Origin of the sequence: Halomonas urumqiensis (assembly GCF_003028575.1) — a bacterium.
In the GTDB taxonomy this organism is placed as follows: domain Bacteria; phylum Pseudomonadota; class Gammaproteobacteria; order Pseudomonadales; family Halomonadaceae; genus Halomonas; species Halomonas urumqiensis.
The window spans coordinates 59,202-83,761 of record NZ_PYUD01000008.1 but is presented as its reverse complement, the minus strand read 5'-3'; the positions used below and the strand labels follow the sequence as shown (position 1 = coordinate 83,761).

The window sequence follows — 24,560 nt, the reverse complement described above, 5'->3', positions numbered from 1 at the left end:
CGGGTAGCAAAATGGCGAACTTGAAAGAACGTTATCAAAACGAGGTGGTGGCTCAACTCAAAGAGCAGTTCAGCTACGCCAACGTGATGCAGGTACCCCGGGTCACCAAGGTGACGCTGAACATGGGTATCGGCGAGGCGACCAGCGATAAAAAGCTGATCGACAATGCCATCGCTGACCTGGAGAAACTCTCCGGTCAGAAGCCGATGGTGACCAAGGCACGCAAGTCCATCGCGGGCTTCAAGGTGCGTGAAGGCTGGCCGATCGGGATCAAGGTGACCCTGCGCTCCGAGCGTATGTGGGACTTTCTCGACCGCCTGGTGAATATCGCGATCCCCCGCGTTCGTGACTTCCGTGGTCTCAACCCGAAGTCCTTCGACGGTCGTGGCAATTACTCGATGGGGGTGCGTGAGCAGATCATCTTTCCGGAGATCGAATATGATAAGATCGACCGGATTCGTGGTCTGGATGTCACCATCACCACCACCGCCAACACCGATGATGAAGGTCGTGCGCTGTTGAGCGCGCTGAACTTCCCGTTCAAGAAATAGGGGTGGGATCATGGCAAAGAAGAGCATGGTAGAGCGTGAGCTCAAGCGCACCAAGCTGGTGGCAAAGTATGCCGCCCGCCGTGCCGAGCTCAAGGCGATCATCCAGGACGTGAACGCTTCCGACGAAGAGCGCTTCGAGGCAACGCTGAAGCTGCAGCAGCTGCCGCGCGACTCGAGCCCGGTGCGTCAGCGTAATCGCTGCCGTATCACCGGCCGTCCGCACGGCTTCTACAACAAGTTCGGCCTCGGCCGTAACAAGCTGCGTGAAGCCGCCATGCGTGGCGATGTGCCCGGGCTCAAGAAGTCCAGCTGGTAACGCCACGTAGAATCATCAGGAGCGCAACGTAAATGAGCATGCAAGACACTCTGGCGGATATGATCACTCGTATCCGCAATGCGCAGATGGCCACCAAGGAGACGGTCACCATGCCGTCCTCCAAGCTGAAGGTCGAGGTGGCCCGCGTGTTGATGGAAGAGGGCTATGTCACCGACTTCACGGTGTCCGAAAGCGCCAAGCCCGAGCTGACCGTCACTCTCAAGTACTTCGAGGGCAAGCCGGTCATCGAGCACCTGCAGCGCGTGTCAAAGCCGTCCCTTCGCCAGTACAAGGGCAAGGATGGGCTGCCTAAGGTCGCCGATGGTCTGGGAATCGCGATTGTCACCACCTCCAATGGGGTGATGACCGATCGCGCGGCTCGCAAGGCTGGTGTCGGTGGCGAAGTCATCTGCACCGTATTCTAGGAGTTTGGAATGTCCCGCGTAGCCAAATATCCGGTAAAAGTGCCCGCTGGTGTCGAGGTCAAACTCGATGCTGACCAGCTGACCGTCAAGGGCGGCCAGGGCACACTTTCACTGACCATCCATCCCGATGTGGCGATCGCCCAGGAAGAAGGTCAACTGACCTTCAACCCGAGCGAGTCCGCCAAGAGTTGGGCAATGGTCGGTACCACCCGTGCCCTGGTCCAGAACCTGGTCACCGGTGTCAGCGAGGGCTTCACCAAGTCTCTCGAAATCATCGGCGTCGGTTATCGTGCCCAGGCCAAGGGCCAGACGCTCAATCTGTCACTGGGCTTCTCGCACCCGGTCGATTACACGCTGCCTGAGGGTGTCACGGCGGAAACGCCAAAGAACACCCAGATCGTGCTGAAGAGCGCGGACAAGCAGCAGCTCGGCCAGGTTGCCGCGGAAATCCGCGCCTTCCGTCCGCCCGAGCCCTACAAGGGCAAGGGTGTCCGGTACGCCGACGAGCAGGTGCGTCGCAAAGAAGCCAAGAAGAAGTAAGGCAGGGTTATGAACGCGAAGAAAGAATCTCGTCTCCGTCGTGCCCGCCGTGCTCGCGCAAAGATCCGCGAGCTGGGCGTGTATCGCCTGTGCGTCAACCGTACCCCCCGCCACATCTACGCGCAGATCATCTCGCCGGATGGTGGCAAGGTGCTGGCCAGTGCTTCGACACTGGACAAGGACCTTCGCGAGGGTGCGACCGGCAATGCCGATGCCGCCGCCAAGGTGGGCGCACTGATTGCCGAACGTGCCAAGCAGGCTGGCATCACCCAGGTAGCCTTCGATCGTGCCGGTTTCAAGTATCACGGCCGCGTCAAGGCCCTGGCCGACGCCGCTCGTGAAGGCGGCCTGGAATTCTAAAGGGTTTTACGATGGCGAAGAACGAACAGCAAAGCGGCGATCTGCAGGAAAAGCTCGTGCAGGTCAACCGTGTCGCCAAGGTAGTCAAGGGTGGCCGTATCTTCGGTTTCACCGCTCTGACTGTCGTGGGAGACGGCAAGGGTCGTGTCGGTTTCGGTCGTGGCAAGGCGCGTGAAGTGCCGGTCGCGATCCAGAAGGCGATGGACCAGGCCCGCCGCAACATGGTCAAGGTCAATCTCGCTGGCGGCACGCTGCAGTACCCGGTCAAGGCCCGTCACGGCGCCTCCAAGGTGTACATGCAGCCTGCTTCCGAAGGTACCGGTATCATCGCTGGCGGCGCCATGCGCTCCGTGCTCGAGCTGGCCGGTGTCCATGACGTGCTTGCCAAGTGCTACGGTTCCACCAATCCGGTGAACGTGGTGCGCGCAACCGTCAAGGGCCTGTCCGACATGCAGTCGCCGGATGACATCGCCGCCAAGCGCGGTTTGTCCGTCGAAGCGATTACGGGGTGAACGCCATGACAGCAATGATCAAGGTTACCCAGACCCGCAGCACCATCGGCATTCTGCCCAAGCACAAGGCCACCATGAAGGGCCTGGGGCTACGCCGCATCGGTCATACGGTTGAGCTGGAAGACACCCCTGCCGTTCGCGGCATGGTCCACAAGGTGAACTACCTTGTGCGCGTTGAGGGAGAGTAATCCATGAAACTCAATAGCCTGAGCCCGGCACCGGGTTCCAAGCACGCCGAAAAGCGTGTCGGCCGTGGCATCGGCTCCGGTCTGGGCAAGACCGGTGGCCGTGGCCACAAGGGTCAGAAGTCTCGCAGTGGCGGCACCGTCACCCCCGGTTTCGAGGGTGGTCAGATGCCATTGCAGCGGCGTCTGCCGAAGTTCGGCTTCACCTCCATGAAGTCGCTCGTCTCCGAGGAAGTGCGCCTGGCCGAGCTCGGCAAGGTCAGCGGTGACGAGGTCACCCTCGAGACCCTCAAGCAAGCCAACGTGCTGAAGGACGCCACGCTGCATGCGAAGGTGATCCTGTCCGGCGAACTGAACAAGGCGGTCACGGTCCGCGGCATCAAGGTCACCAAGGGTGCCCGAGCCGCGATCGAAGCCGCCGGTGGCAAGGTAGAGGACTAAATGGCCAAGTCAGGAAAAATGCCGGCGATGGGCAGCGGTCTGGGTGAACTGTGGGCGCGCTTGCGCTTCGTGCTTCTCGCCATCGTGGTCTACCGTATCGGTGCCCACATACCCGTGCCCGGTATGAATCCTGACCAGCTTGCTGCCTTGTTCAGGGAGCAGCAGGGCACCATCCTCGGCATGTTCAACATGTTCTCGGGTGGCGCCCTGGAGCGGATGAGTATCATGGCGCTGGGCATCATGCCCTATATCTCGGCATCGATCATCATGCAGCTGCTGACCGCGGTCTCGCCCCATCTTGAGCAGCTCAAGAAGGAGGGCGAGGGGGGCCGTCGCAAGATCAGCCAGTATACCCGCTACCTCACGGTGGCCCTGGCCCTGGTTCAGGGCACCGGCATGTCGGTGGGCCTGGCTAACCAGGGGATCGCTTACACGGCAGACTTCAGTTTCTATTTCACCGCGATCGTCACCTTCGTGACCGGTGCGGTGTTCCTGATGTGGCTGGGCGAGCAGATTACCGAGAAGGGTATCGGCAACGGTATTTCGCTGCTGATATTCTCAGGCATCGTCGCCGGTCTGCCGAGTGCGGTGGGGCAGGCCTTCGAGCTTGCTCGCAATGAAGGCGCCTGGAACGTGCTTCCGCTGCTGGCCCTCTCCGTGCTCGGTATTGCCACTGTCGCCTTCGTGGTGTTCATCGAGAGAGGGCAGCGCCGCCTCACCGTGAACTACCCACGGCGCCAGGTCGGCAACAAGATGTACGCGGGGCAGAGCAGCTACCTGCCGCTGAAGGTGAACATGGCCGGTGTCATTCCGGCGATCTTCGCCTCCAGTATCCTGCTGTTCCCGGCCTCCATGGGCCAGTGGGTAGGCAGTGGCGAAGGTTTCGAGTGGCTGCAGCGTGCTTCCCAGGCCCTCGGGCCAGGTCAGCCGCTGCACATCTTGCTTTTCGCCGCGGCGGTGATATTCTTCTGCTTCTTTTACACAGCGCTGGTCTTCAATCCCAAGGATGTCGCCGACAACCTCAAGAAGTCGGGGGCCTTCCTTCCTGGGATTCGCCCGGGCGAGCAGACCGCTCGTTATGTCGACAAGGTCATGACCCGTCTGACCCTGTTCGGCGCCATGTACATCACCGCGGTTTCCCTGATGCCCCAGTTCTTGATCGTGGCCTGGAACGTGCCGTTCTTCTTTGGCGGCACGGCGCTGCTGATCGTGGTGGTGGTCATCATGGACTTCATGGCCCAGGTGCAGTCGCACCTCATGTCGCACCAGTACGAGTCGGTGATGAAGAAGTCCAACCTGAAAGGCTACGGTAGCGGCGGCATGATGCGCTGAGGCGCGCCGCACGTGAATTGGCGCGCCGCGAGCCGAAGCACTGGCTCGAGGCGCGAGCCAACCTTGGAGATGGAACGATGAAAGTTCGAGCTTCCGTAAAGAAAATGTGCCGCAACTGCAAGATCATTCGTCGCAATGGCGCTGTCCGCGTCATCTGCAGCGAACCGCGGCATAAGCAGCGCCAGGGCTGAACCCTGGTTCTGTGATGGACTGGTGTCGGCATACCCCTTGCCCTGAAGCGGGTAAAGGGGTATGCTGTTGCGCCTTTTGTAGATGATCCAACGAGCAAGCCGCTCACATTTCGGAGTAAGCTGATGGCCCGTATTGCAGGCGTCAATATCCCGGACAACAAGCATGCGGCGATCTCGCTGACCTATATCTTCGGGATTGGCCGCACGCGTGCACAGGATATCTGTGCCTCGTCCGGCATCGCGCCGACCACCAAGATTCAGGAACTGTCCAGCGAAGAGCTTGACACCCTGCGTTCTGAGGTCGGCAAGTATACCGTTGAAGGTGACCTTCGTCGTGATGTGACGCTGAATATCAAGCGTCTCATGGACCTGGGTTGCTACCGTGGTCTGCGTCATCGTCGTGGTCTTCCGCTGCGTGGTCAGCGTACCAAGACCAATGCGCGTACCCGCAAGGGCCCGCGCAAGCCGATCCGCAAATAACACGCACGTTCTGGCGTAAAGACAGGAATAGACATCAACATGGCTAACCCGCGTAGCAACCGTAAAAAGGTTAAAAAGCAGGTAGTGGATGCCGTTGCGCATATCCACGCCTCTTTTAACAACACGATCATTACGATCACAGACCGCCAGGGCAACGCTCTTTCCTGGGCGACTGCCGGTGGTTCGGGTTTTCGTGGTTCTCGCAAGAGCACCCCGTTCGCTGCTCAAGTAGCAAGCGAACGTGCAGCGACCGCTGCAGCCGAGTATGGTGTGAAAAACGTCGACGTGCTGGTCAAGGGCCCCGGTCCTGGCCGTGAATCCGCCGTGCGCGCTTTGAACGCCGCCGGCTTCCGCGTGCAAAGCATCACCGACGCGACGCCCATCCCCCACAATGGCTGCCGTCCGCCGAAGAAACGCCGCGTTTAAGGAGACAGATTCATGGCTCGTTATATTGGACCGAAGTGCAAACTGTCTCGTCGTGAGGGCACCGACCTCTTCCTGAAGAGCGGTGTCACTCCCTTCGAGAAAAAGTGCAAATCCGAACAGATTCCGGGTGTGCACGGCCAGCGTCGTCAGCGTCTTTCCGAATACGGCTTGCAGCTTCGCGAGAAGCAGAAAGTTCGTCGCATGTATGGCGTTCTCGAAAAGCAGTTCCGCAATTACTACAAGGAAGCGGCCCGTCTCAAGGGCGCGACCGGCGAGGTGTTGCTGCAGCTGCTCGAATCCCGACTGGACAACGTCGTCTATCGCATGGGCTTTGGCTCTACCCGCTCCGAGTCCCGGCAGCTGGTGAGCCACAAGGCCATCGCCGTGAACGGTCGCACCGTCAACGTGGCGTCCTATCAGGTCAAGCCCGGTGATGTGGTGTCCGTTCGCGAGAAGGCGAAGAACCAGGCGCGTATCCAGAGTTCACTGGCGATTGCCGCTAACCGCGGTGAAGTGATCTGGATCGAAGTCGATGCCAAGAAGATGGAAGGCACTTTCAAGGCTCTGCCTGAACGCGGTGACCTGACTGCCGACATCAACGAAAACCTGATCGTCGAGCTGTACTCGAAGTAAACGGCGCCAAGCGCCGTGTCGGCTCCCCTAGCGGGAGCCGACCTAGAGTACCGAGTATCCGTTTGGCAGCCTGAAAGGTGTTCATATGCAGCGTTCAGTGACAGAGTTTCTTCGTCCTCGCGACATCAAGGTCGAAGAGATCAGCGCACATCACGCGAAGATCGTGCTCGAGCCCTTCGAGCGTGGCTTCGGCCACACACTGGGCAACGCACTGCGTCGCATCCTGCTCTCGTCCATGCCCGGCTGTGCCGTGGTGGAAGCCGAGATTGCCGGAGTCGATCATGAGTACAGCGCGATCGAGGGCGTCCAGGAAGATGTCATCGAGATCCTCCTGAACCTCAAGGACGTGGCGATCAAGATGCACAGCCGCGACGAGGCGGTGCTCTCGCTGAACAAGCAGGGCCCGGCCGTCGTGACCGCGGGGGATATCGCCATCGATCACGATGTCGAAATCGTCAACCCCGAGCATGTCATCGCCCACGTCAATGAAGGCGCCGAGCTGAAGATGCAGCTCAAGATCGCACTCGGCCGTGGCTATGAGCCGGCGGATGCGCGTCTTGGAGCCGATGACGAATCACGTGCCATCGGCCGCCTGCAGCTGGATGCGACCTTCAGCCCTGTGCGTCGTGTTTCCTATTCCGTCGAAGCGGCGCGTGTTGAACAGCGTACCGACCTCGACAAGTTGATCATCAACCTGGAAACCGACGGTACCCTGGATCCGGAAGAGGCGATCCGTCGCAGCGCGACCATCCTGCAGGAGCAGCTGGCCGCGTTCGTCGACCTGGAAGTCGACAAGGAACAGGAAGTGGAGGAGGAAGAGGATCATATCGATCCCATCCTGCTGCGCCCAGTAGACGATCTCGAGTTGACCGTTCGCAGCGCCAACTGCCTGAAAGCCGAGAATATCTATTACATCGGGGATTTGATCCAGCGCACCGAAGTGGAGCTGCTGAAGACCCCGAACCTCGGCAAGAAGTCCCTGAACGAAATCAAGGACGTTTTGGCAGCGCGCGGTCTTTCCCTTGGCATGCGGCTGGAAAACTGGCCGCCGGCAAGCCTGAAGGACGACAAGGCCTCCGCGTGAGAGCCGACTCGAGTCCCAGTTTGGTAAGGAATCACAACCATGCGTCATCGTAAGAGTGGTCGTCACCTAAATCGCACGAGCTCGCACCGCCAGGCCATGTTCAAGAACATGAGCGTGTCGTTGATCGAGCACGAAGTGATCAAGACAACCCTGCCCAAGGCCAAGGAGCTGCGTCGCGTCATCGAGCCGCTGATCACCCTGGCCAAGCAGGACAGCGTCGCCAACCGTCGTCTGGCCTTCAGCCGCACTCGCTCGAAAGAAGCGGTCGGCAAGCTCTTCAATGAGCTGGGTCCGCGTTACGTCGAGCGTCCGGGCGGTTACGTCCGTATTCTCAAGTGCGGTTTCCGCACCGGCGACAACGCGCCCATGGCCTATGTCGAACTCGTTGACCGTCCGGTCGTCGAGTCCGAGGAAGTCGCTGTCGAGGAGTGATCCCCGACCCGACTTCCGGCTTCGGCACGCCAAACCGGCTCCCTTCGGGGAGCCGGTTTTTTTGGTGTCTGGACGGTGGCCTCGAGTCGCGGCTTTCCCGACGACAGGCCTGCGCGGGGGCGCTGTGAATACTTCCCTGTACGCTACTGATTCCTTCCCTGGAATCGGACCCCCGCTACGACCTGTCCCCGGCGCCGTTCGCAACTGTTGGTTTTACAGTTGGGTCAGGTCTCAGCCGCGCTTGCGGCCCGCGGCTCGCGGCTCGTCGCTTGCTTCTCCAGCAGCGTCTTGAGGAAACGCCCGGTGTGGGATTCGTCGTTACGTGCGACTTGCTCGGGCGTGCCTTCGGCGATGATACGCCCACCACCAGAGCCCCCTTCCGGGCCGAGGTCGATCAGCCAGTCGGCGGTCTTGATCACGTCGAGGTTGTGCTCGATAACCACGACAGTATTGCCGTGGTCACGTAGACGGTGCAGCACGGTGAGCAACTGGCGGATGTCCTCGAAGTGCAGGCCGGTGGTTGGCTCATCGAGGATGTACAGCGTCTTGCCGGTATCCCGTTTGGCAAGCTCCCGGGCCAGCTTGACGCGCTGCGCTTCACCGCCGGAGAGTGTGGTGGCGCTCTGCCCGAGGCGGATGTAGGAGAGCCCTACGTCGAGCAGGGTCTGCAGGCGCCGCGCGATGGCCGGTACCGGTGAGAAGAAGTCCAACGCTTCCTCGACGGTCATCTCCAGCACCTCATGGATGCTCTTCCCCTTGTACTGGATCTCCAGGGTCTCGCGGTTGTAGCGCTTGCCCTTGCACACGTCGCAGGGCACGTAGATGTCGGGCAGGAAGTGCATCTCGACCTTGATCATGCCCTCGCCCTGGCAGGCCTCGCAGCGGCCGCCCTTGACGTTGAACGAGAAGCGCCCTGGCTTGTAGCCGCGTGAGCGGGCTTCCTGGGTGCCGGCGAACAGTTCGCGGATCGGCGTGAAGATGCCGGTGTAGGTCGCCGGGTTGGAGCGTGGGGTGCGCCCGATCGGGCTCTGGTCGATATCGATGACCTTGTCGAGCTGATCGAGTCCCTCGATGGTGGTATAGGGGGCCGGCGTCAGGGTGGTGGCGCGGTTGAGCTCGCGTGCGGCGATCGGCATCAGTGTCGAGTTGATCAGCGTCGACTTGCCGGAGCCCGAGACGCCGGTGATGCAGATCAGCAGGCCGAGAGGTAGTGCCAGCGAGACATTCTGCAGGTTGTTGCCGGTGGCCCCGGTCAACCGCAGTACCTTCTCGGGATTGCCGGGAATGCGCCATGGAGGAATCTCGATACGCCTTGCGCCGGAGAGGTATTGCCCGGTGAGTGAGTCGGGGTTGTCCATCACCGCCTGTGGCGTGCCCTGGGCGACGATGTATCCGCCGTGTACGCCGGCGCCTGGTCCGATATCCAGCACGTGGTCGGCAGCGCGGATGGCGTCCTCGTCATGTTCCACCACGATCACCGTGTTGCCGAGATCGCGCAGGTGTTCGAGGGTCTTGAGCAGTCGGTCGTTGTCACGCTGGTGCAGGCCGATGGAGGGCTCGTCGAGAATGTACATGACCCCGACGAGGCCCGCGCCGATCTGGCTGGCCAGGCGGATACGCTGCGCCTCCCCACCAGACAGGGTGTCGGCACTGCGCTCGAGGTTGAGGTAGTCGAGGCCGACATTGACCAGAAACTCCAGTCGCGCGTGAATCTCACTGATGATCTTGACGGCAATTTCGCCACGACGCCCCGGCAGCGCCAGGGACTTGAAGTAGCGCCAGGATTCACCGATCGGCAGGTGAACGATCTCGGGGAGAGTGCGCTCGTCGATGAACACGTGGCGCGACTCCTTGCGCAGACGTGAGCCTTGGCAGGTGGGGCAGGGCTGGACGGCTATGTAGCGTGCCAGGTCCTCGCGCACCATGTTGGATTCGGTCTCGCGGTAGCGGCGCTGCATGTTCGGCAGTACCCCCTCGAAGGGGTGTTCCCGGCTGACCTTGCGCCCGCGATCATTGACGTACTCGAAGGTGATGTCGTCATCGCCGCTGCCATTCAGAATGATCTCTCGCTCGTGGCGGGCAAGGTCGTTCCAGGCGGTCTCCAGGGTGAAGCGGTAGTGGTCCGCGACTGCCTTGAGCTGGTTGAAATAGTAGACACTGCGTCGGTCCCAGCCCTTGATCACCCCCTCGGCAAGCGACAGCTCCGGGTGACTGATCAGCTTGTCAGGATCGAAGAACTGCTGGACCCCCAGGCCGTCACAGGTTGAGCAGGCGCCAGCTGGATTATTGAACGAGAACATGCGCGGCTCGAGCTCGGCGATCGAGTAGCCACATACCGGGCAGGCGAAGCGAGCCGAGAAGTTGATGTCTTCGGCCTCGCCTTCCATGAAATGGATGACCGCCACGCCATCGGCCAGGCCAAGGGCCGTCTCGAAGGATTCCGCCAGGCGCTGCTCGAGGCCGTCGCGCACCTTGATGCGGTCGACCACCACGCTGATGTCATGCTTCTTGTTCTTTTCCAGCGGCGCGATATCGTCGAGTTCCAGCACCTGGCCATCAATCATGGCACGCACGAAGCCTTGGGCGCGCAGCTCGGCAAGCAGTTGGAGATGCTCGCCCTTGCGCCCCTTGACCACGGGGGCCATCAGCATCAGTTTGCTGCCCTCGGGCAGCGTCAGTACCTGGTCGACCATCTGCGACACGGTCTGGGCCTCGAGGTCTTCGCCATGTTCCGGGCAGCGCGGCGTGCCGGCACGGGCGAACAGCAGGCGCAGATAATCGTAGATCTCGGTGATGGTGCCGACCGTGGAGCGCGGATTGTGCGAGGTGGACTTCTGCTCGATGGAGATCGCCGGAGACAGCCCCTCGATATGATCGACGTCCGGCTTCTCCATCATCGACAGGAATTGCCGGGCATAGGTCGAGAGCGACTCCACGTAGCGGCGTTGGCCCTCGGCGTAAAGAGTGTCGAAGGCCAGCGACGACTTGCCGGAGCCAGAAAGCCCGGTGACCACGATCAGTGCATCACGGGGCAGTTCGACATCGATGTTCTTGAGGTTGTGGGTGCGGGCACCCCTGACCAGAATCCTGTCCATTCACACCTCGAGGCGCGCGGCAAAAGTTCGATTATACGTGCCCGCTCCCGGCGGCGGCAAAGCCCACCCTGACTTGGCTTTCCCTGCAGGGTGGCGAGCCGCTAGAATGTGCGATCCACACAGGGATGCGATGCATCCGTTTCATGGAATTCCGAACCCCTTATGCGAAAGGTCTCAGGACTGCTTCTGGCCAGCGAGCGGCGTGCCATCTCCGGCCTCGCCGGGCTCTATGCCACGCGCATGCTGGGCCTGTTCATGGTGCTACCGGTACTGGCGTTGTACGCCGACGACCTGATCGGTGCCACACCCTTTCTGGTGGGGCTGGCACTGGGTATCTACGGGCTGACCCAGGCACTGCTGCAGATTCCTTTCGGCATGCTCTCCGATCGTGTGGGCCGCAAACCGGTGATCGCCGCGGGCATGGTGTTGTTCATGCTCGGCAGTGTCGTGGCGGCCCAGGCCGATACCATCGGCGGGGTGTTGCTGGGGCGCAGTCTTCAGGGTAGCGGTGCAGTGGCGGCGGCGATCATGGCGTTGCTTGCCGATCAGACCCGCGAGCAGGTACGTACCGCGGCCATGGCCACCATTGGCCTTTCCATCGGTGTCGCCTTCGCGGTGGCCATGGTGCTGGGCCCCTGGCTTGCCGCGGGCTTTGGACTCCCCGGGGTGTTCTGGTTCACGGCGCTGCTGGCGGCCGGTGGGCTTGTGGTGTTGTGGAAGCTGGTGCCTCCCGCACCACGCCTCATACGTCACCGCGACGTGGGAATGGACCGCAACCAACTCAAGGCGATGCTGGGGCGCCGCGACCTGTTACGCCTGGATTTGTCGATTTTCGTGCTGCACCTGGTGTTGATGGCGATCTTCGTCGCTGTGCCATTACGGTTGCTCGATGTAGGCATTGCCCCGGAGCGCCACGGAATCACCTATCTTGGCGTCATGGCGCTGGCCTTCCTGTGCATGGTGCCACTGGTCGTGATCGCCGAGAAGCGGCGGCGCATGAAAACCATGTGCCTGCTGGCCATTACCGCCATCACCCTGGGCCTTGGTGGGCTCGCCGGGTTTGCCACGAGCTACTGGGGGCTGTTCGGGTGGTTGCTGTTGTTCTTCACAGGCTTCAACCTGCTCGAGGCGACCCTGCCATCCATGCTCAGCAAGCTGGCACCAGCCGGGGCCAAGGGCTCGGCCATGGGGGTCTACTCGACCAGCCAGTTTCTCGGGGCGTTCCTCGGTGGATTGCTGGGCGGTGTGCTGGCCCAGCAATGGGGGCTTTCGGCGGTCTTCATTGGCTGCGCCGCCATGTCACTGGCATGGCTCGTGCTGATGATCGGCATGGTGCCGCCGCCCCACCTGGCAAGCGAAGTGGTGGCGCTGGATGGCGACCAGTACGGCGATGCCCTGGATACCTTGATGGCAGGCTTCGCCGAGGTGGCGGGGGTCGAGGAGGTGATGGTGGTGCCGGAGGAAGGGCTGGCGTACCTGAAGGTGGACCGCCAGCGACTCGATGAGAAGGCCCTGGCGCGTCTGATCGAGAAAGGCAACAGCATCGACACCTGATGGTGGGTATTCGGATCGGCGCGCCTGGCGCCTCAACCCGCGGAGCTTTTCGCGGTCAAATGTTTACATGACAAAGGAGTCTCTCATGGCCCGTGGCGTCAACAAGGTCATTCTCATTGGCAATCTCGGCCAGGACCCGGAAGTGCGATTTCTGCCTTCCGGTGCCCCGGTCGCCAACCTGCGGCTTGCCACCACCGATACCTGGATGGATCGCCAGAGCGGGCAGCGCCAGGAGCGTACCGAATGGCACAGCCTGGTGATGTTCAACAAGCTCGCCGAAATCGGTCAGCAATACCTCAAGAAAGGTTCGCGGATCTATGTGGAGGGCCGCCTGCAGACCCGCAAGTGGCAGGGCCAGGACGGGCAGGATCGCTACAGCACCGAAATCGTCGTCAACGACATGCAGATGCTCGATACGCGCAGCGGCAGCGACAATCAGGGCGGCGCTTCCCAGGGTGGTAACATGCCCCCGCAAGGCGGCGGTGGTTATGGTGGCCAGCAGGGTGGCCAGCAAGGCGGTTACGGCGGCGCTGGTGGCCAACAGCAGCGCCCCGCTGCACAGCCGGCCCAGGGGCGTCCGCAGCAGGGCAATCCTCAGCAGGGTAACCCACAACAGGGCAATGCCCAGCAAGGTAACTATGGGGCGCCGGATCCCGGCAGCTTCGATGATTTCGACGACGAGATCCCGTTCTGAAGAACGGGGTTTCCCCGCTCGAGTCCGGTAGATAAACTCGCCGGGCTCGAGGCCACTGGCCTTTCTGTCAAGCCGCTCCCCGCTCCCCGCTCCCCCCTCTTTTCTCTTCTCTCTTCGCCAGCCCGCAAGCCGCAGGCCAGCGCCCGCGTGCGCTGGTGTCGGCCAGATGATCGCCGCACTGATAGGCGCAGGCCGCGTCCGACTAAAGAACAATGGTGATGTATTTTGCACACATATGTTCACTATGCGATTATGGGGGCACTCAGAAATAGACGTAACATCACGAAAACAATATTTGATATGGTCGAGGGGAGTCACGGGTAATGACGAAAGGAAACCAAAAGAGTATTGCGACTATTTTTGGGGAAGGTGGCCGGCCTAAAAATAGTGAACGTGAAATTAAAATTATAGATACAACTTTTCGTGATGCCCATCAAAGCCTTTGGGCGACGCGCATGCGTACCGAGCATATGCTGGGTATAGCAGAAACAATGAATAATATTGGCTTCCATCATATTGATATGATGGCGCCCATTCAGTTTGATGTTTCAGTACGCTATCTGAAAGAAGACCCATGGGAGCGAGTAAGAAAACTACATAATGCTGCACCTGAGACAAAGTTCCGTGCCCTTATTCGTTCAAAAAATATCGCTTCATTCGATTTTCTTCCTGATGATGTGATTGATGGCTGGGTAGATCAGCTATTTAACAACGGTTTTCGAGTTATCGGGGCATTTGATGGGTTGAATGACGTTTCCAATATTGTCCGTTGTTTGAAGCGCGCCAAGAAGCTAGGTGCTTACACTTTTGGTGCGCTTTCCTTTTGCGAAAGCCCGGTACATACAGACGAGCTTTTTGTAAAAACGGCTATTGATCTAATTGAGCAAGCTGATGTCGATGCCATTATGCTCAAGGATGCTGGAGGGCTACTGACTCCAGAGCGAATTCGGACTCTTGTTCCTGCAATTAAAAAGGTGATTGGTAATCGACCACTTGAGCTTCATAGTCACTGCTTAACTTCATTATGTCCACTCGTATATTTAGAAGCTGTTGAGCTCGGTTGCGATCTTTTACACACGTCTATTGCACCTTTGGCAAATGGAGCTGGACAGCCCGCTGCTCAGACAATCGTAAAGGCATTGCGAGAACTTGGCTATATCGTAAATGTTGACGATGAAAAAATTGATGAAGTCAGCAGCTATTTCAAAAACATTTGTGAGGTTGAAGGAAAGCCAGAAGGCAAGCCAGCCGAATATAATCCGTTGCATTACAAACACCAGCTTCCAGGCGGGATGCTATCAAACTTCCAGGCGCAGCTAGAAACGGCAGGCCTGGGGGATCGTTATGAAGAGCTCCTCGAAGAAATAGCGAAAGTAAGAAAAGAGCTGGCATGGCCAATCATGATTACGCCATTTGCCCAGTTTGTTGGGACGCAAGCGGTCATGAATGTCATTTCAGGCGAGCGTTATGGCACAGTGCCGAATGAAATTAAAAAATACGTTCTTGGATATTATGGGCGCCTGTTAGGGCCGGTTGATCCAGAGGTCTACAAAAAAATCATTGACAATGGGTCATCTGAAATAAGTGAGAAGCCTGCGCAGCCTAAGCCGATGATGGATGACCTTGCTCAGCAATATCCAAATGCAACTAAAGATGAGCTTTTGTTGCGTGCCATGTTCGCTGGTAATCAAGTCGATGCAATGAAAGAGGCCATTGCCAACGGGGAGTCTGGAGATGGTGAAAGTGGCCAGCTGGTTTCCTTCATCAAAGATCTTGCTAGCGGAGATGAAAGACAGGTGAGCTTGTCCACTGGCAATTTGAATATTTCAATTTCACGATAATATTTTCCTAGAGGGGAGACTCATCATGAAAAATCTGGATGTCAGCCTTAACGACTTGAAGCAATTGACCCAATGGGTCAAAGAAAGCAGTGATATCCGTGAGCTATCACTTTCATATGATGGGATTGAGCTTTTCATTAGCCGCAATGAAAACACTCGTCGCAATGCCGTCTCTGAAGCGACTGCAGCTCCTTCAGCGGTCACTTCCAACGGCGGTATACAAAATCAAACCGAGATCAAAGAGCCCGTAAGTGCACCTGTTGAAAGTCCCGCCGCCTCGCCAGCCGAAGTGACGGCTGGCGAGAACGAGGTGTTAATCAAAGCACCAATGGTAGGGACTTTCTATAAGTCGCCGAAGCCTGGCGCTCCTGCTTTCGTTGAAGTGGGGCAGCAAGTGAAACCAAAGTCGATTGTTTGCATTATCGAAGTAATGAAGTTGATGAACAACTTGGAAGCTAAAGTTGATGGCCGCATAAAAGAGATTTATGTAGAAGACCAGCAGCCGGTTGAATTCGGCCAGCCCATCATGCTTATTGAGAAAGTATGAGTTTCAGCTCGGTTAAATGGGATTCCTCATGTTGAATAACATTAAAAGCATAATGGTTGCTAATCGGGGTGAGATTTCACTCCGGATAATCCGAGCTTGCAAGGAGCTTGGCGTAAAAAGTATCGCGATTTATTCAGAAGCCGATAAGGATACGTTGCCAGTACAAATGGCTGATGCAGCTATTTGTATTGGCCCTGCGCCCGCTCAACTTAGCTATCAAAACCAAGAAGCGATCATTAGTGCAGCTCTAGCCTTTGGCGTAGATGCTATTCATCCTGGCTATGGCTTCCTTTCGGAAAAAGCAGATTTTGCAAAGAAATGCGAAGACAATGACATTGTCTTCATTGGCCCCTCTGCTGAAATCATCAGCAAGATGGGAGATAAAATAGAGGCCAGAAAAATAGCTGACTCTGCTTCAGTCCCGACAATACCTGGTTCTGATGGAGCAGTGACAGAAGCTGAGAAAGCATTGGAAATTGCTAACAAGATTGGTTTTCCACTACTCATAAAAGCTTCTGCTGGTGGTGGTGGGCGGGGTATGAGAGTTGTCAAGTCAAAAAACACCTTGGAACAAGACTTGACTGAGATTATGTCTGAAGCGGAAGTGGCTTTTGGCGACCCTGCTGTTTATATCGAAAAATATTTAACAGACATTCGTCACGTTGAAGTGCAGTTGCTTGCTGATGGTATAAGCTGCATTCACCTTGGTGAGCGCGACTGCACGGCTCAGCGCCGAAATCAGAAGTTGGTTGAAGAAGCTCCTTCGCCTATTTTAAGTGCTGCTCAGCGTGAAGATTTATGTCAATCCGCGGTCCGTTTGGCCAAAAAGGTCAAGTACAAAAGCGCTGGAACCGTTGAATACGTATTCGACAATGTTGATAAAAAGTTCTATTTCATTGAAATGAATACACGGGTTCAGGTTGAGCACCCCGTCTCTGAAATGATTACCGGCATTGATATCATCAAGGAGCAGATAAAGATCGCGGATGATCAGCTGTTGGAGATCAAGCAGAAGGACATTTCGCTTCATGGGCATGCAATAGAGTGCCGTCTAAATGCGGAAGACCCGGAAAATGGCTTTATGCCTTGTCCAGGCACTATAGGTAACTATCGGCCACCCGGTGGCTTTGGGATTCGAATGGATAGCCATTTGCTGAGTGGCTATAAAATTCCTCCGTATTACGATTCAATGATTGGAAAGTTGATCTGTTGGGGCGCTGATCGTAATGAAGCCATTGTGAGAATGACGCGCGCCCTGTCTGAAATGAAAGTTGACGGAGTGAAAACGACAGCCACGTTTCACAGTGAACTCATCAACAGAAAAGAATTCAAGTCTGGGTATTTTAACACTGCCTTTGTGGGCAGTCTGCTCGAGAGTAAGTGCTAGATACGATAACAGAGGAGCTCTAGATGAAGTCTTTAATAAATAAAAGCATGCTCTATGCAGTCGTGTTTGCCGTGACAGGTACAGTGGGTGCCGTGTTCTCTTCAGAAGTTGAGTCTCAGGAGCTTAATATGCTCTCTGGGTATCCTTCGAACTTTGCCTGGTATAGAGAAATAGGTCCTTCGTTTATCGAAATGGTAGATAAGTTATCCGAGGGTAGTGTACAAATTGCCGTGCAAGGCCCTGATGTTGTACCCACATTTGAGCAGTTGCAACCCGTTCAGGCCGGTGTATTTGACTTGCTCTTTACCCACCCGGCATATCACTCAGGCACAACCGCGGTCGGACTCTCCATAGATGCCATAGATGTTGACCCAGTCAAACGTCGAGAGGAAGGTATCATCGATTATATCGATGCGCATTATCAAGAGCTTGGCCTCAAACTGATCTCCGCGCCATCGACTGGCAGCAAAGGCTTCCGCTTTTATCTCCGCGATCCAATTACTGGCGTGCCAGGGCTGGAAGGCCGTCGAATTCGAGGGACAGTTTCCTACCAATCCATGATTGAAGAACTTGGCGGCGCGCAAGTCAATATGCCTGTAACAGATATCTATACTGCGCTGCAACGCGGTGTGGTTGATGGTGCAGCCTGGGGATTGACGGGGGCGAGTGATCTTCAATGGCATGAAATCATTGGCTACATGACTGATCCCGAATTTGGGCAAGTCGGGGTCATGATCTTTATGAATCTTGATCGCTGGAATGCATTGGAAGCTGATGCCCAGGAAGTGCTTGACCAGGCTGGCAAAAAAATTGAAATTGACTCTGTAGCTCATTTTGATGCCTTGCAGAAAAAAGAAGCAGATTTTCTTATGAAAAATGGCGTCCAGATTACGTCTTTTAGTCAGGCCGAATCTGATGATCATGAACGCCTATGGGCTGAAGGAGTTTGGAAAGTCGCTGAAGAGCAAAGTGGCGATGATGCTCGACGCTTACGTGAATTGGCAAATCAGCCGACATGTCCTACTGATAGTTGCCACCTTATGGCTGGGGTTTATGCCCTGGCCACATAAAGGTTTATATCCATGTTGACAAAGATTGTTGATATGACAACTCGAGCCTGTTTTTCATGGATTCATTGGCTTTAGTCTTGATAGCCATCGTATTTGTATAAAGATAATAATGCGTTAACTCGTTGCGGATCCTAAATCGTGGACTCCTGACGCAGGGCGGTCTCAAGTTCCAAGTGCAACGCTATTTAGGAATTGCCTTTTGATCACCTCGCTCCGCTCTCGATGATGGCTGACCTCACTGAGCTCTCATGCGTTTTACCTGGGTGACCCAGCGTAGGCGCTCAAACGGTATTCCGTATATAAGGCGGTGATTGATTAGTCCGGTCAATACGATGTCGACATCAGACGGGGCCTTGGAGTACTTCCGATGCTGTTGAGGCAAATAAGACACCAAAACCGTTGACGACCTATAGGAGACGGTATAGTCTGTTAATAGACAGCGATGTTCATATACGACCAATGGCGGATCGATGAAGCAGCCCGCCGGTCTCTTTAACGGGGCCAGCGACTGCTGGGCTGATCCGGGCGCAAGCGTTTCGATCACAGCAGTAACGAGGTCGGCCTTGAATGGGGTGTGTTGCATGCCCCGGAGTGTGGAGCGGCAGCGGAATACAGATACGGCCATCGCTGACTCAGTGATGCCCTTGGTGCGGTTTAGCTAGTAGGTGGCGCGAGTCCAGACACTGGTCGCTCTGCCCGAAATATCAGGACGGAGGTCATTGGTGGCCGCATAGAGGCCCTGTCAGCAGGGGTGGTGCCACGAAGGCCGAGCGTCGGGAGGATCGCTTATATGAAGAACAAGAGAAATCCTTCGGTACTCATTATCGGGGCCGGAGCAACGGGGATACTGTCGGCAATCCGGCTGCGAGAGTCCGGCATTACCGACATCACGATCATCGAAAAGGCAGATCGTGTCGGTGGTACATGGCGCGACAACACTTACCCCGGTGTTGCCTGTGATATTCCATCGCACCATTACTGCTTTTCTTTCGAACCCATTCCCTGGAAGCATCAATGCGCGGTGGGCGAGGAACTGCAGGACTATATGGAGTATGTGGGCCACAAATACGGTGTGACCGAAGCCGTCCGCTTCAATGAGATCGTGACCTCCTGTGTGTACGACGACCTGGGGAAATGGACAGTCAAGACGGATAAGGGTGCCGTATTCGTTGTTGACTTCGTGATCGCCGCGACTGGACTGCTGCACCACCCGAAATATCCTGAGATCGAAGGGCGGGACGAGTTCGCAGGCGCAAGCTGGCATACCGCACGCTGGAACCACGATGTGGATCTGTCCGGCAAGCGGATTGGTGTGATCGGTACCGGCTCAACCTCCCACCAGGTGGTGCCCGAACTGGTGAAGGCGGGGCACGATGTCAGCGTGTTCCAGCGCACTCCACAGTGGGTATTTCCGTTTCCAAACGTGAAATTCCCGGAATGGCTGCGCAAACGCTGGCAGAAAAAGCCCGAGCGCATGAAGTTCTGGAAACAGTGCTACAAAACCTTTATCGAACAATTCATCATCAAGGCCACCGTCGGAGCGCCCGTGCAGGGCGCGCTAATGAAGGCTCTGGTGAAAGCCCACCTGCGCTTCGCTGTGCGGGACAAGACGTTGCGGCGCAAGCTGACGCCGGATTACGGCGTCGGATGCAAGCGACTGGTGGTGAATACCACCTTCTATTCAGCGATCCAGAAGCCCAACGCCCACCTGCTGACGGAAGGCATTTCGCGGATCGAACCCAAAGGTGTTCGCACCACTGATGGCAAGCTGCATGAGCTTGACGTGCTGGTGTTCTCCACCGGGTTTCATAATTTCAACTTCATGCGCCCGATGGAGGTGGTCGGTCGCAACGGGCATACCATCGAGGACAGCTGGGGTGCAGGGCGTTTTCGCACCAGCCGAGCCATCCTGATGGAGCATTTCCCCAATTACTTCCTGATGCTGGGCCCGGGGTCACCGATCGGCAATAACTCCGTCATCGGTATCGCCGAGGAGCAGGTCGAGTATGTGCTGAAGCTGATCGATCTCTGGCGCGACAAGCGCGCCGATGAGATCGAGCCGACGCCTGAGGCTGTCCAGTCATTCACCCACTACATCAAGGACGGTCTGGAAGGCTCTGTCTGGGTGGCCGGTTGCGATAGCTGGTACCTGGATGCCGATGGCGTTCCCGCCGTGTTTCCCTATCCATGGCATGATTTCGTCAAATCCATGGCATCCGTGAACACCCATGAACTGACGATGCGCCGGCTTGAAGCCTCTGAGGTGGCCCATGCAGTTTGACTACGTCATCGTTGGCGGAGGCTCGGCAGGGAGCACCCTGGCCGCGCGCCTCTCGCAGAACCCCAACGTCAGCGTCTGCCTTCTGGAAGCCGGGGGCGATGGCAAGGGTCTCTTGGTCAGGGTGCCTACCGGGGTCGTTGCACAGCTGGCGAGCAACCCGTTCAGCGCCAACAATCGGGCATTCGAAACCGTCCCCCAGCCTGGACTGAACGGGCGTCGAGGCTATCAACCGAGTGGTAAGGGGTTGGGTGGGTCGTCGGCGATTAACGCGATGGTCTACACCCGCGGCAATCGTCGTGACTATGATGGCTGGGCTGAAATGGGCTGTGATGGCTGGTCCTATGATGAGGTGCTGCCCTATTTTCGGCGTTCGGAAAACAATGTACGCGGGGCGGATGCCTACCATGGCGGCGACGGACCGCTGCATGTGACCGATCCCGTCTCACCGCGCCAGATCACCGAAGACTGGATCCGTGCCGGAGAGGCCAACAAGCTGCGCCGTACCGATGACTTCAATGGCGCATGCCAAGATGGGATCGGCGTCTACCAGGTCACTCAGTTCCACAATTCCAAGCGCGGCCAGCGTTGCTCAGCCGCGGCGGCCTATCTGCATCCGGTCATGGACCGGCCGAACCTGACGGTCATCACCGGCGTCCACGCCCGAAAAGTCCTGGTCGAGGGCAAGCGCGCGACAGGCGTGCTCTACCAGCGCGGAAGGGTGGAAGGGACGGTACTCGCGCGCAAGGAAGTGATCATTTCCGCCGGCGCTTTGCAGTCACCGCAACTTCTGATGCTCTCCGGGATCGGCCCATTCGAGCACCTGGCCGAGCATGGAATCGAGGTGGCACATCATGCGCCAGGAGTGGGGCAAAATCTGCAGGACCATATCGACATGGTGCTTTCCTACCGGGTCAATACCACCGATGTGTTCGGCGTCGGCATTGCGGGTGGCCTGCGGCTGGTCAAGGCCATGTCGCAATGGAGGCGGGATGGACTGGGCATGCTCACCACCAACTTTGCCGAAGGCGGGGCGTTTTTCTCCGTCGGTGAGGATGGGGACGCTTGGCCCGATACGCAGTTGCACTTCGCCATCGCGCGGATCGAGGACCATGGTCGCCAGATCAGACCGGGCTATGGCATTTCCTGCCATGTTTGCATGTTGCGTCCCCGCAGCCGCGGCACGCTACGGCTGGCGTCCGCCGACCCATTGGCCGCCCCACTGATCGACCCACGATTCCTTTTCGATGAACGCGATGCCGCACAGCTGCTGAAAAGCGTGAAAAAGGTGATGGCGATCATGGAGACGCCTCCAATCTCGAACCGGATCACCAGGAACTTCACCACCGGCCACGTCAGAAGCGATGCCGAGCTGCTGGACGTCATCCGAAACAAGGCCGATACGGTCTATCACCCGGTCGGCACTTGCCGAATGGGTCGCGATGCGGACGCCGTTGTGGACCCCCGCTTGCGCGTGAATGGGGTGCAGGGGTTGCGCGTGGTCGATGCGTCGATCATGCCCAGACTGATCAGCAGCAACACCAATGCGGCCACCATCATGATTGCCGAGAAAGCCGCTGACATGATCTTCGAGGATGCGGGGATTTTACCAACGAGCACAGCCAGCGGCCGGGGGAGGGCCGAGGCGTCCAACATGGGGAATACACCATGAAGCCAAGCACGCTTGACCAGCTTTTTGATTTCGCCGAACGCGCCGACTCCGGTCGCCCGGCCTTTCTCGATCTCAGTGGACGAAGCGTGTCCGCCCCCGAGTTCTCGCGGGCCACGCGTCGCACGGCAGCCGGCTTGCGGTCGCTGGAGGTACGCCAGGGCGCGGGCGTCGCGATTCTGGGACTCAATTCGATCGAGACCTTTCAGACCCTGTGTGCCAGCGGTCTGGCCGGGTTGGTTGCCGTACCGCTGAACCTGCGCTGGTCGCCGGACGAGCTGGTCTACGCGATCGAGGATGCAGGCTGCGAAGTGTTGGCGGTCGAGGCACCGTTCCTGGCCTTGGCCGAGGCCATACGCGCCAAGACCGACGTCGTCGAGGAGGTGATCCTCATGGGGCCTGGCGAGGCACCCGAGGGGGTCAGGCCGCTGGCAGAAGTCAGTGGCGAGCCGCTGGCGCTGGCGCTGGACCGCGACCCGGACAAGGACGTGCTGATCCTCTATACCGGTGGCACGACCGGCAAGTCCAAGGGCGTGATTCACACCCATGCCACGCTGATGGCCGCAGTCGAGATCAGCGTGCAGGCCGCGTTCCCAACCGCCGGAAAGTCCTGTCTGTGCGCGTTTCCGTTTTTCCACATCGCTGGCGTCATTCCAGCGTTTGCACGTCTGCCGCAGCGGTCGACCTACGTGCTCGTTCCGAGGTTCCAACCCGACCTGATCATCGAGGCGGTCAAACGGTTCGGGGTGGAAGAGCTGGGCTTCGCTCCCACCATGATACAGATGCTGATGGCGGACGAGGCTTTCGACCCGGAGGATTTCGCCGGGGTAAAGCGTATTCTCTACGGCGCCTCGCCGATGGCCAAGGGCGTGATGGCGCAACTGCAGACGAAGCTCCCCTGGGTCGGGCTGACCCAGGGCTATGGGATGACAGAGGCGGGGATCTGCGCCTTCCTCGACCCTCAGTTTCATGTCGGTGACCTGGCCCGAACCGACGCCGCGGGCCAGCCCGGCGCGCCGTCGGTACGTATCCAGATAGAGGATGAGGCTGGACGCGAGGTGCCCCGGGGCGAGATCGGCGAAATCGTCATCTATAGCCCCGGCGTGATGTCACGCTATCAAAACAATCCGCAAGCCACGGCGCAGGCGATCCGCAATGGCGGGTTGCGCTCAGGGGATTTGGGCTACGTGGATGAGATGGGCGTGCTTTACCTCAAAGACCGCATCAAGGACATGATCATTACCGGTGGTGAAAACGTCTACTCCGTCGAGGTGGAAAGCGTGGTGTCCACCCATCCGGATGTCGCCCAGGTCGCGGTTATCGGCGTGCCGGACGATAAATGGGGCGAGGCGGTGCACGCCGTCATCGTGCCGGCAGTCGGCAAGGCGCTATCGCTGGAAGACATCCAGGCGCACGCGAAGGAGAGGATTGCCGGATACAAGTGTCCGCGCTCGATCTCTGTCGTCGAGGAATTGCCGTTGTCACCAATGAACAAGGTGCTCAAGCATGAACTGCGTGCGCGGTATCTGAAAATGCTTGAAGCCGAACCGAAATGAGTTCGCCGAAAGGAGGCAGCATGGTATCCCTTGCTCAGCGAGTGATGAATGCCAGGACGCGGTATCTGGAAAAGCCCTTGGTCGCATGCGTGCGCAGTCAACCACTGCTCCGTCGGGCGTCGGGACTCTACGCGCGTTTCGCCTACAAGACCTATTCCGACATGCGCTTCACGCCGACGAATCTGTGGGCGGAAGAGGCCTCGGTACCGGCCTTGTGGTGCGATCAGGGAACGCCGCGGTTCGATGGGGTGATCCTCTATTTGCATGGCGGCGCCTTTACCGTCGGCGGTGCTGCGACCCACAAGCACCTGGCGGCGCGGTTGGCGGGCGTGTGCGGTCTGCGCGCGCTGCTGCCAGAGTATCGCCTGGCGCCCGAGCACCCGTTCCCGGCCGCGCTCGACGATGCGTTGACCGCCTATCGCGCCCTATTGGCCAAAGGCTATGACGGCGGCCAGATCGTGTTGGCCGGGGACAGTGCGGGCGCAGGGCTGGTCTATTCATCGCTCCTGCACATCCTGGCCGAGGGGCTTCCGAAGCCGCGCTGCGTGGTCGCCATCAGCCCCTTCGTGGATATGGAGCTCAGTGGTGAGTCCTTCACCACCAATCGCAAGTCCGAGTTGATGTTACCGATGTCCTGGATCAAGCGGGCCGGAAAGATGTACCTGGCCGGTACCGATCCGACGGACCCGCGTGTGTCACCGCTGAGGGGGGAATTCGAAGGCGCGCCGCCCAGCTTCATTCTGGTGGCGGCGGGAGAAGTGCTGCGTGACGACAGCCACCGCATGGTCGCTCGTCTGCGTGAAGCGGGGGCAGCCGCGGAACTGTTCGAGCAGCCCGACGTGCCGCACATCTGGCCCACACTGCTGGGCCGGACACCCGAGGCCGACGCGGCAATCGACCGTATCGCCGCCTTCGTGAGATCCCATTTCAATGCGCGTCATGCGTGACCGGAGCCAACCCC

General features: G+C 58.3%; 26 protein-coding genes. 25 read left to right on the top strand and 1 reads right to left on the bottom strand.

Features of this window, described 5'->3' with window-relative positions:
• Window positions 1-11 precede the first annotated feature (11 nt).
• From rplE to rplQ, 15 genes are all read left to right on the top strand, one after another.
• Window positions 12-551, top strand: coding sequence for a 50S ribosomal protein L5 (gene rplE / locus C6V82_RS16075; protein ID WP_102588125.1), 540 nt, complete (start codon window positions 12-14; stop codon window positions 549-551).
• Between the two features lie 10 nt (window positions 552-561).
• The gene (rpsN, locus tag C6V82_RS16070; RefSeq protein ID WP_102588126.1) at window positions 562-867 is read left to right on the top strand and encodes a 30S ribosomal protein S14; all 306 of its coding nucleotides are present in this window, start codon (window positions 562-564) and stop codon (window positions 865-867) included.
• Window positions 868-899: 32 nt separating this feature from the next.
• Window positions 900-1,292 (top strand): 30S ribosomal protein S8, encoded by a 393-nt coding sequence (gene rpsH / locus C6V82_RS16065; RefSeq protein ID WP_102588127.1) that lies wholly within the window; start codon window positions 900-902, stop codon window positions 1,290-1,292.
• A gap of 9 nt (window positions 1,293-1,301) precedes the next feature.
• The gene (rplF, locus tag C6V82_RS16060; protein ID WP_102588128.1) at window positions 1,302-1,832 is read left to right on the top strand and encodes a 50S ribosomal protein L6; all 531 of its coding nucleotides are present in this window, start codon (window positions 1,302-1,304) and stop codon (window positions 1,830-1,832) included.
• Window positions 1,833-1,841: 9 nt separating this feature from the next.
• The gene (gene rplR / locus C6V82_RS16055) at window positions 1,842-2,192 is read left to right on the top strand and encodes a 50S ribosomal protein L18 (RefSeq protein ID WP_102588129.1); all 351 of its coding nucleotides are present in this window, start codon (window positions 1,842-1,844) and stop codon (window positions 2,190-2,192) included.
• Window positions 2,193-2,203: 11 nt separating this feature from the next.
• A complete protein-coding gene (gene rpsE, locus C6V82_RS16050) occupies window positions 2,204-2,704 on the top strand; it encodes a 30S ribosomal protein S5 (protein WP_102588130.1) in 501 nt (166 codons plus the stop codon).
• A 5-nt stretch (window positions 2,705-2,709) separates the two neighbouring features.
• Window positions 2,710-2,892 carry a 50S ribosomal protein L30 gene (gene rpmD, locus C6V82_RS16045; protein ID WP_102588131.1) on the top strand — a complete coding sequence of 61 codons (183 nt, stop codon included), beginning with the start codon at window positions 2,710-2,712 and terminating at the stop codon, window positions 2,890-2,892.
• Between the two features lie 3 nt (window positions 2,893-2,895).
• Entirely contained in the window at window positions 2,896-3,330 is a 435-nt protein-coding gene (gene rplO / locus C6V82_RS16040) for a 50S ribosomal protein L15 (RefSeq protein ID WP_102588132.1), read from the top strand.
• Window positions 3,331-4,662 carry a preprotein translocase subunit SecY gene (gene secY / locus C6V82_RS16035; protein WP_102588133.1) on the top strand — a complete coding sequence of 444 codons (1,332 nt, stop codon included), beginning with the start codon at window positions 3,331-3,333 and terminating at the stop codon, window positions 4,660-4,662.
• Window positions 4,663-4,739: 77 nt separating this feature from the next.
• The gene (gene rpmJ, locus C6V82_RS16030; protein ID WP_008959154.1) at window positions 4,740-4,853 is read left to right on the top strand and encodes a 50S ribosomal protein L36; all 114 of its coding nucleotides are present in this window, start codon (window positions 4,740-4,742) and stop codon (window positions 4,851-4,853) included.
• A 123-nt stretch (window positions 4,854-4,976) separates the two neighbouring features.
• Window positions 4,977-5,333 (top strand): 30S ribosomal protein S13, encoded by a 357-nt coding sequence (rpsM, locus tag C6V82_RS16025; RefSeq protein WP_102588134.1) that lies wholly within the window; start codon window positions 4,977-4,979, stop codon window positions 5,331-5,333.
• Window positions 5,334-5,372: 39 nt separating this feature from the next.
• Window positions 5,373-5,759, top strand: a complete 387-nt coding sequence (gene rpsK, locus C6V82_RS16020; protein WP_013331014.1) for a 30S ribosomal protein S11 — start codon at window positions 5,373-5,375, stop codon at window positions 5,757-5,759.
• A gap of 12 nt (window positions 5,760-5,771) precedes the next feature.
• Window positions 5,772-6,392, top strand: coding sequence for a 30S ribosomal protein S4 (rpsD, locus tag C6V82_RS16015; RefSeq protein WP_102588135.1), 621 nt, complete (start codon window positions 5,772-5,774; stop codon window positions 6,390-6,392).
• Window positions 6,393-6,477: 85 nt separating this feature from the next.
• Entirely contained in the window at window positions 6,478-7,476 is a 999-nt protein-coding gene (locus tag C6V82_RS16010; protein WP_102588136.1) for a DNA-directed RNA polymerase subunit alpha, read from the top strand.
• Between the two features lie 39 nt (window positions 7,477-7,515).
• Window positions 7,516-7,908, top strand: coding sequence for a 50S ribosomal protein L17 (rplQ, locus tag C6V82_RS16005; protein ID WP_102588137.1), 393 nt, complete (start codon window positions 7,516-7,518; stop codon window positions 7,906-7,908).
• Window positions 7,909-8,132: 224 nt separating this feature from the next.
• On the opposite strand, the gene uvrA is transcribed toward rplQ, so the two are convergent.
• The gene (gene uvrA / locus C6V82_RS16000; RefSeq protein WP_102588138.1) at window positions 8,133-11,003 is read right to left on the bottom strand and encodes an excinuclease ABC subunit UvrA; all 2,871 of its coding nucleotides are present in this window, start codon (window positions 11,001-11,003) and stop codon (window positions 8,133-8,135) included.
• 162 nt (window positions 11,004-11,165) lie between these two features.
• On the opposite strand from uvrA, the gene C6V82_RS15995 reads away from it, so the two are divergent.
• From C6V82_RS15995 to C6V82_RS15950, 10 genes are all read left to right on the top strand, one after another.
• Complete coding sequence (locus C6V82_RS15995) at window positions 11,166-12,557, top strand: MFS transporter (RefSeq protein WP_102588139.1); 1,392 nt, start codon at window positions 11,166-11,168, stop codon at window positions 12,555-12,557.
• A gap of 85 nt (window positions 12,558-12,642) precedes the next feature.
• On the top strand, window positions 12,643-13,251 hold the full coding sequence (ssb, locus tag C6V82_RS15990; RefSeq protein ID WP_102588140.1) for a single-stranded DNA-binding protein: 609 nt from the start codon (window positions 12,643-12,645) through the stop codon (window positions 13,249-13,251).
• 323 nt (window positions 13,252-13,574) lie between these two features.
• A complete protein-coding gene (locus tag C6V82_RS15985; RefSeq protein ID WP_102588141.1) occupies window positions 13,575-15,092 on the top strand; it encodes a pyruvate carboxylase subunit B in 1,518 nt (505 codons plus the stop codon).
• Between the two features lie 25 nt (window positions 15,093-15,117).
• Complete coding sequence (gene accB / locus C6V82_RS15980) at window positions 15,118-15,639, top strand: acetyl-CoA carboxylase biotin carboxyl carrier protein (RefSeq protein WP_102588142.1); 522 nt, start codon at window positions 15,118-15,120, stop codon at window positions 15,637-15,639.
• A gap of 28 nt (window positions 15,640-15,667) precedes the next feature.
• Window positions 15,668-17,026, top strand: a complete 1,359-nt coding sequence (gene accC, locus C6V82_RS15975) for an acetyl-CoA carboxylase biotin carboxylase subunit (protein WP_102588202.1) — start codon at window positions 15,668-15,670, stop codon at window positions 17,024-17,026.
• Between the two features lie 23 nt (window positions 17,027-17,049).
• Window positions 17,050-18,096 carry a TRAP transporter substrate-binding protein DctP gene (dctP, locus tag C6V82_RS15970; protein WP_102588143.1) on the top strand — a complete coding sequence of 349 codons (1,047 nt, stop codon included), beginning with the start codon at window positions 17,050-17,052 and terminating at the stop codon, window positions 18,094-18,096.
• A 790-nt stretch (window positions 18,097-18,886) separates the two neighbouring features.
• The gene (locus C6V82_RS15965) at window positions 18,887-20,377 is read left to right on the top strand and encodes a flavin-containing monooxygenase (RefSeq protein ID WP_102588144.1); all 1,491 of its coding nucleotides are present in this window, start codon (window positions 18,887-18,889) and stop codon (window positions 20,375-20,377) included.
• Window positions 20,367-22,046, top strand: coding sequence for a GMC family oxidoreductase (locus tag C6V82_RS15960; protein WP_102588145.1), 1,680 nt, complete (start codon window positions 20,367-20,369; stop codon window positions 22,044-22,046). Before C6V82_RS15965 ends, C6V82_RS15960 begins: the two co-directional genes overlap by 11 nt.
• On the top strand, window positions 22,043-23,599 hold the full coding sequence (locus C6V82_RS15955; protein WP_102588146.1) for a class I adenylate-forming enzyme family protein: 1,557 nt from the start codon (window positions 22,043-22,045) through the stop codon (window positions 23,597-23,599). Before C6V82_RS15960 ends, C6V82_RS15955 begins: the two co-directional genes overlap by 4 nt.
• A gap of 20 nt (window positions 23,600-23,619) precedes the next feature.
• Entirely contained in the window at window positions 23,620-24,546 is a 927-nt protein-coding gene (locus C6V82_RS15950) for an alpha/beta hydrolase (protein WP_180978273.1), read from the top strand.
• Window positions 24,547-24,560 lie beyond the last annotated feature (14 nt).